Source organism: Epilithonimonas sp. (assembly GCF_036780765.1).
In the GTDB taxonomy this organism is placed as follows: domain Bacteria; phylum Bacteroidota; class Bacteroidia; order Flavobacteriales; family Weeksellaceae; genus Epilithonimonas.
On sequence record NZ_DAIQCG010000016.1, the window covers coordinates 1 to 10,936 of the forward strand.

General features: G+C 36.7%; 12 protein-coding genes. 2 read left to right on the forward strand and 10 right to left on the reverse strand.

The genetic code is table 11. The features are described 5' to 3' along the window. Nucleotides 1-256: NADPH-dependent FMN reductase (locus V7P73_RS13850; protein WP_333854618.1), on the reverse strand; the 256-nt coding region annotated here is incomplete at its 3' end. Between the two features lie 201 nt (nucleotides 257-457). Between V7P73_RS13850 and V7P73_RS13855 the strand changes: the two genes are divergently transcribed. Further along, entirely contained in the window at nucleotides 458-829 is a 372-nt protein-coding gene (locus tag V7P73_RS13855) for a hypothetical protein (protein ID WP_333854620.1), read from the forward strand. 66 nt (nucleotides 830-895) lie between these two features. On the opposite strand, the gene V7P73_RS13860 is transcribed toward V7P73_RS13855, so the two are convergent. After that, a complete protein-coding gene (locus V7P73_RS13860) occupies nucleotides 896-1,444 on the reverse strand; it encodes a type 1 glutamine amidotransferase domain-containing protein (RefSeq protein ID WP_333854622.1) in 549 nt (182 codons plus the stop codon). Nucleotides 1,445-1,612: 168 nt separating this feature from the next. On the opposite strand from V7P73_RS13860, the gene V7P73_RS13865 reads away from it, so the two are divergent. Continuing rightward, complete coding sequence (locus V7P73_RS13865) at nucleotides 1,613-1,966, forward strand: hypothetical protein (protein ID WP_333854623.1); 354 nt, start codon at nucleotides 1,613-1,615, stop codon at nucleotides 1,964-1,966. Between the two features lie 117 nt (nucleotides 1,967-2,083). Here the strand turns inward: V7P73_RS13865 and V7P73_RS13870 are convergent, their stop codons facing one another. The 8 genes from V7P73_RS13870 to V7P73_RS13905 all read right to left on the reverse strand — a co-directional run bounded on the left by V7P73_RS13870 (nucleotide 2,084) and on the right by V7P73_RS13905 (nucleotide 10,542). Further along, the gene (locus V7P73_RS13870; protein WP_333854624.1) at nucleotides 2,084-3,601 is read right to left on the reverse strand and encodes a class I SAM-dependent DNA methyltransferase; all 1,518 of its coding nucleotides are present in this window, start codon (nucleotides 3,599-3,601) and stop codon (nucleotides 2,084-2,086) included. Beyond that, nucleotides 3,598-4,206, reverse strand: coding sequence for an HNH endonuclease (locus V7P73_RS13875; RefSeq protein WP_333854625.1), 609 nt, complete (start codon nucleotides 4,204-4,206; stop codon nucleotides 3,598-3,600). Before V7P73_RS13875 ends, V7P73_RS13870 begins: the two co-directional genes overlap by 4 nt. Then, a complete protein-coding gene (locus V7P73_RS13880) occupies nucleotides 4,203-5,780 on the reverse strand; it encodes an AAA family ATPase (RefSeq protein ID WP_333854627.1) in 1,578 nt (525 codons plus the stop codon). Before V7P73_RS13880 ends, V7P73_RS13875 begins: the two co-directional genes overlap by 4 nt. After that, the gene (locus V7P73_RS13885) at nucleotides 5,781-6,980 is read right to left on the reverse strand and encodes a restriction endonuclease subunit S (protein ID WP_333854629.1); all 1,200 of its coding nucleotides are present in this window, start codon (nucleotides 6,978-6,980) and stop codon (nucleotides 5,781-5,783) included. After that, nucleotides 6,980-7,465: a type I restriction-modification enzyme R subunit C-terminal domain-containing protein gene (locus V7P73_RS13890; protein ID WP_333854637.1), complete on the reverse strand. Its 486-nt coding sequence runs from the start codon at nucleotides 7,463-7,465 to the stop codon at nucleotides 6,980-6,982. The genes V7P73_RS13885 and V7P73_RS13890 overlap by 1 nt, the downstream gene beginning before the upstream one ends. 3 nt (nucleotides 7,466-7,468) lie before the next feature. Further along, complete coding sequence (locus V7P73_RS13895; protein WP_333854631.1) at nucleotides 7,469-8,038, reverse strand: hypothetical protein; 570 nt, start codon at nucleotides 8,036-8,038, stop codon at nucleotides 7,469-7,471. A 51-nt stretch (nucleotides 8,039-8,089) separates the two neighbouring features. Next, complete coding sequence (locus V7P73_RS13900; protein ID WP_333854633.1) at nucleotides 8,090-9,817, reverse strand: type I restriction endonuclease subunit R; 1,728 nt, start codon at nucleotides 9,815-9,817, stop codon at nucleotides 8,090-8,092. Nucleotides 9,818-9,900: 83 nt separating this feature from the next. Beyond that, entirely contained in the window at nucleotides 9,901-10,542 is a 642-nt protein-coding gene (locus V7P73_RS13905) for a DUF6266 family protein (RefSeq protein WP_312763323.1), read from the reverse strand. Nucleotides 10,543-10,936: the final 394 nt, after the last annotated feature.

The following is a 10,936-nucleotide window of genomic DNA, read 5'->3' on the forward strand; positions in this document are numbered from 1 at the left end:
CCGTAGTGTAAGTGCTGTTATGCTCTGCTAAAGAGATTATTAGCAAATCTGACTGATCTATCTTTTCAGCAAACCTCAACGCTAAAGTCGGAATCCCATCGTGCTTTTCTCTGTCAACACTGAATATTGGCATTTCGTAATCATTAAGGTCAAGCAACTCTACTTCTGCTCCGTTAAATTGTTTTGCTGTGTATTCTACTAATATTTTGTTGATGGATTCTCTGGAATTGCTTCCTGCAAAAGCTACTATTTTCATTCGTTTAAATTTTAAAACCCCAAATGTAGAGACTTAAATAGAAAATAGATTGATGTAGGTTAGTTTTTAATACTTTATCAAATTAAAACAAAAAGAAGTTATTATAATCTGGTTTATCATAAAAATCTAATTATGGTCTTAAAATTGATATTAATTCTCTAATATAATTTACTATTTGATTTAATTAATACCTCTTGTGATATGATATTTGATAAAAACTACCTTAAACCGAGTAATGAAAATTCATACTTTGTTTATCAGGAGGAGCAAGAAGATAGCCGCTTCAACAATCCTTATAACGATAATCCTTATATAATTAGCTCTCTGCAGAAAATCAAAAGACATATCAAATGTAAAAAGAAAATGGCATTCATCAATGAATGTCTTGATGATTATAAGGATCAAGTCGTAGATAAACCTCAACTTAATCACGTTTTTGAACCCAATGATTTACAAACTCCCAAAGCCTCTATTGCAGATTATGCAAAAGCTTCTTATCAGAAAGTGTTGAAAGACTTGGAAAATATTCAAAAATTATTAGATCAGCTTAATGCTCACGAAGTGCATTTATAAACAAGGTTGATTAGATAATAAAAACCCCTGAGGAGTTATTCTTCAGGGGTTTTATATTTTTTATGATTAGAGATTCTGATCTTCGTGTTTACCTTCTTTTATTTCTTCTACCATTTTGGCATTGAAAGCCGGAAGGTCTTTAGGTGTACGGCTGGTCACCAAACCATTATCCACCACTACTTCACTGTCTTCCCAAACTGCTCCCGCGTTTTTAAGATCCGCACTGATTGAATTTACAGAAGTCATCTTTCTGCCTTCTACCGCACCTGCATTGATTAGGATTTGTGGACCGTGACAAATAGAGGCTACAGGCTTATGCTGCTGGAAAAAGTCTTGTACAAAAGATAAGGCTTTTTCGTTAGTCCTTAACTGATCCGGATTGATTACCCCACCCGGCAATACCAGCGCATCATAATCTGATGCAGAGACCTCATCCAGAGTTTTGTCTACATCATAATCTTTACCCCAGTCCGTTTCTGCCCAAGCTTTGATGGTTCCTGATTTTGGACTTACAATATGGGCAGTCCAGCCCTGCTTCTCCAGATGTTCTTTTGGAGAACTCAATTCACTTTCTTCGAATCCGTGGGTTGCCAATATGGCTACTGTCTTTGACATAATATTTTATTTTTTGGTGTTAATATGCCTGTCAATAAGAAAAAATGATGCCGCACACTACTGTAGCAAGTTTAAAATTTGTTAAAAGTCTCCGATTGACATGATTTTACAGCTTTGTTGATTAAAAACGGATGGCTATCTTTGAATCAATCTTATAATGCAACAGCTATGACTATAGAGGAACTTGTAGGACACTACAGCATCGAGGGAAGCAATCAGGACGAGAACGGTTCTGTTTATTATGGTGTCCTAAGCCTGAGTCTGGATGCTAACCATCGGATAGTGGCAAAGTGGACGATTGGTGATCATATCCAGACTGGTTCCGGCTTTTTTAAAAATGATATTTTGGTTATCAACTTCAATTATGAGGGTGATGAAGGCAAAGTTTATAAAGGCGTTGCTGTTTACCGCTGTCTTAATAACAATACATTAGACGGCTTCTGGTCAGAGAAGCACGGTAATCCGTTATATCTAGGCAGTGAATACTGTGTTAGAATACAAGCTCCTGAGTTTTTGAATTGACAAACTTCAGCGATTATTTTAGATCTACAAAATCAAAAAAACCTGAGATCATTCTCAGGCTTTTAAGTATTTCATAGGATATTGCAAATTGACTTAACAGTAAAAAAGCAGTCTTATCTAATTTTTCTCCAGCTCACTCACAATCTCCCTAAAACTCGCCAAGCCCGCTTCAATATTATCTATGATTTCTAAGGCTAAAACATCTGGGTCAGGCAGATTGTCCAAATCGGTTAAGCTCTGATCTTTTACCCAAAAGATATCCAGACTGGTTTTATCACGAGCAATAATTTCATCGTAACTGTATTTTCTCCAGCGACCATCAGGGTTTTCTTCGCTCCAGGTTTCTTTGCGTTTATTGATGTTTGAAGCATTGTAGCATTCTATGAAATCTGATAAATCAGATTCCGTTAATGGCTTCTTCTTTAGAGTATGATGAACGTTGGTTCTGTAATCATAAAACCACACTTCTTTTGTCCAAGCATCTTTGCTGGCTGGTTTGTTATTAAAGAACAATACATTTGCCTTTACGCCATTGGCATAAAATATTCCTGTTGGCAAACGTAAGATGGTATGTAAGTCTGTTGTTTTTAATAATTGCTTTCTGATTTCTTCTCCGGCACCACCTTCAAATAATACGTTATCAGGTAAAACAACAGCTGCTTCGCCATCAATCTTCATCAGGGATTTGATATGCTGTAAGAAGTTCAGTTGTTTATTACTCGTCGTTTCCCAAAAATCCTGACGGTTGTAGCTGATATCTTCTTTTTCAATATTGCCATCTTCGTTGGTAACAGTCATTCCGCTTTTTTTACCAAATGGCGGATTAGCTAAAATATAATCATAGGTCTGACTTTCGGCTGCTATCAACGCGTCGTTTGATTTTACCAATGGCTCTGTATCTATTTCGCCAATACCGTGAAGGTACAGATTCATCAAGCACATTCTACGTGTGCTGGCTACGATTTCGTTGCCGTGAAAAGTACTGTTCTTCAAAAACATCTTTTCGTCTTTGTCAAGTTTATTGTTTTCAGTTAACCAATCATACGCTGCTAAAAAGAAACCGCCCGAACCACAAGCAGGATCGATAACCGTTTTCATAGGCTTTGGCTGAACGCAGGCTATCATTGTTCTGATTAATGCTCTTGGTGTAAAATATTGTCCTGCTCCAGATTTGGTATCTTCTGCATTCTTTTCCAGCAAACCCTCATAGATGGTTCCTTTTACATCAGCACCCATCATACTCCAGTCTTCTTTGCCAATCATCGTGATGATGCGTTGCAGGTTTGACGGATCCTGTATTTTATTCTGACTCTTTACATAGATTTGCCCCAACATCCCTTTTTCTGTACCCAATGAACGCAATACCTGAATATAGAATGACTCCAGTTCTGCACCGTTTTTTGAAACTAAATTCTCCCACGAGCAAACCTCTGCGCCTTCCACTTCTTTACCCTCAACATCTTTCAGTCTTGGTAATTTTAGGTTTCTGTTATAAGGCGGTTTGTTTAACTCGTCTACCATTTTTAGGAATAGCAAATATGTTATCTGTTCCAGATAATCTCCATAACCTACTCCATCGTGGCGCATTACATTCGCGAGGTTCCATATTTTTGATACTATTGCTGCTTCTGTCATTTATAGTTTATTATGCTTTGAATTAGGGTGTCATCAATTTGTGGCGTTGTTGTATTTGCAATTACAATATCTGCTATAACTTTTTTTCCTCTCAATTCGGTCATCTTAGGCTCATCTAAACCAAAAATTCCTATAGAATATAAGCCCTTTGTTGAAATTCCTTTGATAATTATTTTTTTATCATTTGCTATCCACTCATAATGAAGACTTGGATCATCAAAATAAGGATGTACAAGCTTAAATGTACAATTATTGTAAATAGCATTTAATGTTTCTATAGTATTATGATTTCCCTTTTTTGAAAAACCATTACAATAATGGCAGGCCATCACAAGATTTTCTCTTTCAAATGTAAATTGCGGATATTTTGCTTTTCTCGCAATATGTTCAATTTGTCCCTCACTAGTTCCCCCTAAATCCAATCCACAATATCCACAAATATCATTCTGGTTGGTTAAAAGTTGAGATCTGATGTTTGCTTTGAGACCTTTAATTATGTCATCTGGTGGTTTATCCCACATATCTTTATTATGTGGAATGAGAGTCAATAAATGTGCTGTTTCTGAAGAGAGAAATGCCAATGAGTTAGATAATCTAGGAATCATTGTTGTAAATAATTTGTGGCTTGTTCAATAATCAGTCTTAATGGATCATTTTTATCTAGCTGAACTTGCCTCAACCTTTCAGTAAGAATGTATATTTGTCCTTTATCTTCAGATTTTTGGGATATTAAACTTAAAAGTTCACGTAAATCCATTTCCAGATAATGATTTCTTGTAGTTCTGACATCAAAAATTTTGTATAAAACTTCTTCTGCTGACCAGCCAAAAGTATTTTTATCGATATCTACAGTTTTTAAGATATTTTCTTCTCTTTTTAAACCTGTTAAATAAGAACTTTTATCTTCTAAATCAGATATTAAAAAGTGTGAGTGAGTTGTCAGAATAAAGTGGCAACTAGAGTATTTTGAAAAAACTTTCTTCAAAAATGAAATATACTTCATTTGCCAATTTGGATGCAGACTGATCTCGGGCTCATCAATTAATACAAGAGAATCATCGGAAATATTTGCAAATATCCCAATCAAAGAAATTAGCAAATGATATTCTCCTGAACTTACTTCACTAATCGATAGATTCTTATTGCTTTTATTAATATTAATTCCTTCCAAATTTATTATATCAAGATTTTCTAGATGCTTTAAAAAATAAAGATCTTCCTGATCTATTTCTGAATCAAATAAATCTATCTCAATAATTTTTGAAGAAGATTTTAGTTTATCATAAAAAATATTTTTTCGTAAAGGAAGGAAATTTAAATATGATACAATTTTTTCTAATTCAGAAGAATTGTTTTTAAAATGATTATTATAGTACGGGATACTCCAAAGTGGATTTTCTTTACTTCTGTTGGTAAACTTAAAATCATCATCCCACCATTCTTCAAAATACTTTTTAAAGTTCTCAACCGTGAGTTCTTGGGAAAAAAAAAGTTTATTAATCTTTGTTTTATAAACTACCTTAAAACTTTTCTCAAAATGTAAAAAGGTTAGTAAATCTTTTAAATTATTTATGAAAACATCATTGTTACTGGTTGCATTAAATATATGTGTTATTGTTCTTCTTACTGATGATTTTGTGCTTGATGTACTGCTTGTACTTCTTGCTCCTAGATATTGATAAAATTTAGTTTGCTGTGTACTTTTAAAAACGAGTCTATCATTATTCATAATTGAATTAACAAGAAGTTTACTTGGATATTCTAACTCCCTATGCAAAACTTCGTATCCAGTTATTTTTTCCCAACCTGAATCTTCAATAAACGGGATATTTAATGGACGATTCTTAAAATACAAATACTCCTTACGACCTCCTTTAATTACTAGATCTAAAAAATTTCGGGTAACTATCTCATAAGTATTATGGTAATATTTATACCTAAGATGAATAGAATAAGGAAGATTAAATTCTTTTTTACCTGATATAGAAAATTCTTGAAACTGCCTGAATATTTCTGCAATTGTTTTAAGAATAAAACTTTTACCAGTGCCATTGGATCCTATTATTACAGATGTGTAGGGGAAATCATTTTTTATATACTCTAGATTATCAGATAAATCTAGACTTAAAGTCCCAAGTTGTGGATGTCCCTTTAATTTTATAAACTCTATTCTAAACATTTATGATTTTTTATCGATTTTTATCCTATCCAACAACACATTTGCAGGTTCATAATCCTCAGCCAGTTTACATTCTGCCAGTTCCTTTGCAGTTAACAAATTACCCTCAAATGCTTTTTTAAGAATGCTTTGTCGTAAGGCTTCTGCTTTTTCTAAACTTTCTTTGATGTTTTGTTCTATGGAATCACAAACGGATAAACGGGATTCGATTTGTTTGACGATGAGTAATTGATCAGAAATATCTATAGGTAACTTCACTGGTATTTTGCAAAGATTGAATTTTGTCAATTTTGGCTGTGCAGTTCCCGTAACATATTCATTTAAACTCAAGGAGTTAAAATAAGCATTCAAATATTTTATTGAAATATCACCATTCGGTTTAAAAATATGTGCGTGGTTATTAACCCAAAACTTACCATCAACAATAAATGCGAGAGGCTTTGACTTTGATAACAGATTTGCTCCATCTTCTCCTATTAGCAAAAATTCCCCATCAAAAATATAATCATCAATATAATCCACAATTTCAGTTGCTCCATAATAACGAAATTCTCCTTGTCTTTTCTCTCTTGTTGCCCTATTTAATGGAACTCTTTTCCCATTAAAACTTACAGTACATTCTTCAAAGCTTTTAATTATCCAATCACTATTTGTTTTTGTCAAGTCCCCCTCAAACGCCTTTTTTAAAACCGCTTGCCTGTAAATTTTTAATTGCTGTTGTGCTTTTTTTAAATCGGCAATACCGGCATCTAAACTGCTAAATAAACTTTCTAATTTTTTAACAATGGCTCGTTGTTCGGGAAGGGGTGGTAAGGCAATAGATTGTTTTTCTAATAATTGATAATGTCTTGCATATCCTTTATTTTCAATTTTGTTAGCAAGCACATTTACAACATAAAATAGGTATTTTGGATTAATAAAAAATTTAGGAACCAAAACTTTTATGCCATCCGCACCAGGAATAAACTGAAAATTTATAAACTTGACGCATCTCGTATGGTCTCCAAAAACCACTAATGGTAAAGCACACTCTAATACTTTCTTTTCATCATTTTCGTATCCTCCAATCAATTCTTGACCTTGGTCGATAATAGGAAAATCCCCTGCTGTCAAATAATCCTTTTGTTTGACCTTATAATTTGAAGTTGCGATTTTATGAACTACATCTTTAAATTCAATTTCTATCCAGTCTTCTCTCATTACGCCGCTAATGCTTCATTTAATTCATTAATAATACTGTCCATTTCGTTACCAAATAATTGGTACATCTTACCTCTGCCGCCTTTGCTGTCAAAAGGGTTGTAATCTAAATCATCCAGCTCAATATGGTAAGAACTTACAATGTGGTCTTTAATCATTCGCAGCCATTCCATTTGCTCGGTGCTGAAGCGGTTATGCTGTCCGGCATTTTGTGCAAATATCCAGCGCTTAAAATTCTCATCAATGGTTTTATCAAAAGGTTTCAGTTCTTCATCTATGCCACAGACTTTTCTAATCAAAGAAACCAATGCTGTGAGTTCATCTTTCGGGCAATCGCTTTTCACCTCCTCAATACTTGTGTACGCATTCCAAACATTCGCCGGAGCTAACAGCGGTTTTTCCAGTTTCAGCTTGTCCATTACTTCTTTTATCATTTTAAAAGTAATGTCACGGCGGTTGTAAGGCTGGTCATAGAAAATACTCAGCGCCTATATCTCGTCTTTATTGGCTTTCAGGTATTCACTGAAATCGTTAATCAAAGTTTTGGCTTTGTCCACCGATTCCGTGTCCCACTCTGCTTTGGTTACTTCATCCAAATTAATGTGATCAATAATCTGCTCGTGCTGTTTACGCACATTATCGATATGCTCATTCAGTTTGCCGTTAAAAGTTAGGGAGGCTGTTTTCAGCAAAGCTTCCTGCACTTCGGCTCTGGCTTGTTCTTCTTTGGCGGGCGTACGTTCATCAATTGGGATTTGTGCGATGATGGCGTTTGCTTTATCGGCAATTACATCCGCATCAAAAGCCTCAATCAGCTCTCGGGTCATCTGCTTTAGGCTTTTGCCTTTTGCCAGTTCCTGTATTTTTTCTTTTTCGGCATCGGTCAGTTGTTTTTCCAAACGGATGAGGCGGTTGGCTAATGAAAGATACACATCTTCTTCCTGCACACCCATTGTAACGGCCTGCAACAAATCTTTTAACGGAATAGTCGGTTGGCGTTCCAGCGGACGACTGTCGGTCTTTTTAGATTTGGTAGCACCTACGGCATCTACAATCACGAAATGTGTTTTCGCATCTGCTGTTTTGGTGACCAGTTTTAATTTATCGGGTTAAATGGTACGGGTACCACGCCCTTTCATCTGTTCAAAATAATTGATGCTACGCACATCACGCATAAACAGCAACACTTCCAAAGGTTTTACATCGGTTCCGGTTGCAATCATATCTACCGTAACGGCAATACGTGGATAATAGTCGTTTCTAAAACGGTTCAATACCGATTTTGGATCTTCTTCTATTTTATAAGTTACCTTTTTACAGAAATCATTGCCTTCATCAAAAACTTCTCTGATGATATTGATGATGTCATCAGCGTGGCTGTCGGTTTTGGCAAAGACCAAAGTTTTAGGCACTTCATATTCGCCTTTTTCATCAAAACGGTTTGGGAAAATGTCTTTTCTAAGGATATCTCTGTAAGCCGTGATAATTGTTCTGATCTGGCTGATGTTGACTACCTTTTTATCTAAATCATTGCTTCGGTATTCGGTGTCTTCATCTTCCTGCTGCCAGCGTTTTGCTCTGGAAAGTTTATCTCTTCTGTCTACAAACCAGCCTTTTTCAATCAAAGCACCTTTAGTAGTAATATCGGTTTCAATTAAATAAACATCGTAGGGAACATTTACACCATCAATCACCGATTCTTCGTAAGTATATTGACTAACAACATTTTCATTAAAAAAACCAAAAGTTCTTTTATCAGGTGTAGCCGTTAAGCCTACTAAAAAAGCATCGTAATAATCCAAAACCTGTTTCCAAAGGTTGTAAATAGAACGGTGGCATTCATCAATAATAATAAAATCAAACTGCTCAATAGGAACTTTTGGATTGTATGCTACCGGAATGGCATCTTTTTTTGCCAACTGTTTTTCTATCCACGTTGAATTTTCGTTGGGATTAATTACGTCATCCTCTTCATTCATTTCTTCGCCCTGCAAAATAGAATACATCCGCTGAATGGTAGAAATACAAACCTGACTTTCATCAGCGATATAGCTAGAGGTCAATCGTTGTACATTATATAATTCTGTAAACTTGCGGTTATCGTCCTGTGGTTGATAGGCTCTGAATTCCTGTTCTGCCTGTTCGCCTAAGTTTTTGGTATCTACTAAAAACAGAATGCGTTTCGCCTTTGCGAACTTCAACAAACGGTAAATAAAGGTAGCTGCAGTAAAGGTTTTACCAGCACCAGTTGCCATTTGAATTAGTGATTTCGGACGGTTGCCTTTGAAAGATTTCTCCAAATTGTTGATGGCAATAATCTGTGCCGGACGCAAATTGGTCTCATCCAACGGCGGATAATCTGCAAACCTGCCTCGTAAACTTTTTTCCCGTTTGCTCCATTCCAGCAAAGTTTCCGGCTTGTGGAAACTAAAAACGTTTCTCCCACGAGGTTTGGGGTCGGTATAATCGGTAAAGCGGGTTACAACTCCCGTGCTTTCATAGATGTATTTTAAACCTTCTGTGTTTTTAAAAAACTTAAGATCAGCTGTTGCATATTCTTTAGACTGTTCTTCCACCACAGTAAGCCGATGTCCTTCATCTTCTTTTTTGGCTTCAATTAATCCCAAAGGTTTCTGATTGACAAACAATACATAATCTGCAGGACCAACGCTAGTTTGATATTCACGGACAGCTATACCAAGCCCAACACTGAAATCAATCTCGTTTTTAGATTGTACGTGCCAACCTGCCAATCTAAGCATAGCATCAATTTGGTCGCGGGCTATTTGTTCGGGGTTTTGGTTTAGTTGACTCAACGTTTTTTTAGTTTTTTTCAAATATAAACAATTTTCTATTGTCTTTTTTACACAAATCCTCATTATCACAAAAAAAATCCACTCTTGCGGAGTGGATTCTGTGGTTAATTGACTAGGTGCTGGCCTAGGTAGAGACTGGTGGAGGCTGCCGTCTGTTTCTCGTTATTCAGGAAGGCATAGACCTCCATTGTTTTGCCTAGACAGTAGGCTGGCAGCGTGACATCGGCCATCAGGTCGGAGCGCATCACGATGCCTTCATATATCTCCCAGTTATTCAGCTCTGCGCAGTAGCACACGATGCTCACCTGATCTTTAGGAGCGGCATCACCCTGCGTGCTGTTGTCCTCCCACTCCAGGTGCAGCACACCGCCGGGCTGCGTGGTAAGCACTGGGTTTCTGAAACTGGTGAGTTCGCCACGGGTAATCAGCACTTTGTTGTAGATCAGTTCCGGGAGACCTGCCACCATCTGTATGGCGGTGCTGATGGTATAAGACACTGCCATATTCACACGGGATTTCACCCCAGTTCCCATTCCGAAATACAGAGACTGAATACTTTTGATCGGTTGGAGAAAACTGATAGCCAGTTTAAACTTCAATTGCTGCTCCAATTGCCTTTCCGAAGGGGTGCGTCTGGAGCTCTTAGGGCGGCTGCGGATGACGTCCATACCACGCCAGGTAGCGCCTACTACCGGTCCTACTTTACCGGAGAATCCTCCTAGGATTCCTTTGCTTAATGTTGCCATAACAAATAATTTTATTGGTTAATGACACGAAGTTAAAACAGAAAATGGCAGCTTGTACACCCGTGACCGCTTGTGACCGGTTTTGACTGGTTTTGACTGATTTTGACCGGATAGCTTCGGGGGTTCTTCGGGTCATCACCGTGGTTTCTTCGGGTCTTCTTCGGAAAAAACATCTTTTTTCCGAAGAAGACCCGAAGGAATGTGGGAGAACAATGGGAGAAGATAGAATGCGTCTTGGCATGACCACCGCTATATTTAGCAGTACGGTAAGTCTTGTGACAAGCTTAGTGACTTGTGAGCTTAGTGTTCGCGCAGATGAAGCAGGTAATACCGATTTTTTTTGATATTAAATTCTTCTTACCGCCTGTCAGATTTGGAGCAAAAACAATACACC

What these genes read in the sequence shown, in the direction of transcription:
- V7P73_RS13855 (WP_333854620.1), top strand. Translation starts at nt 458, where the DNA reads ATGATATTTGATAAAAACTACCTTAAACCGAGTAATGAAAATTCATAC.
- V7P73_RS13860 (WP_333854622.1), bottom strand. Translation starts at nt 1,444, where the DNA reads ATGTCAAAGACAGTAGCCATATTGGCAACCCACGGATTCGAAGAAAGT.
- V7P73_RS13865 (WP_333854623.1), top strand. Translation starts at nt 1,613, where the DNA reads ATGACTATAGAGGAACTTGTAGGACACTACAGCATCGAGGGAAGCAAT.
- V7P73_RS13870 (WP_333854624.1), bottom strand. Translation starts at nt 3,601, where the DNA reads ATGACAGAAGCAGCAATAGTATCAAAAATATGGAACCTCGCGAATGTA.
- V7P73_RS13875 (WP_333854625.1), bottom strand. Translation starts at nt 4,206, where the DNA reads ATGATTCCTAGATTATCTAACTCATTGGCATTTCTCTCTTCAGAAACA.
- V7P73_RS13880 (WP_333854627.1), bottom strand. Translation starts at nt 5,780, where the DNA reads ATGTTTAGAATAGAGTTTATAAAATTAAAGGGACATCCACAACTTGGG.
- V7P73_RS13885 (WP_333854629.1), bottom strand. Translation starts at nt 6,980, where the DNA reads ATGAGAGAAGACTGGATAGAAATTGAATTTAAAGATGTAGTTCATAAA.
- V7P73_RS13905 (WP_312763323.1), bottom strand. Translation starts at nt 10,542, where the DNA reads ATGGCAACATTAAGCAAAGGAATCCTAGGAGGATTCTCCGGTAAAGTA.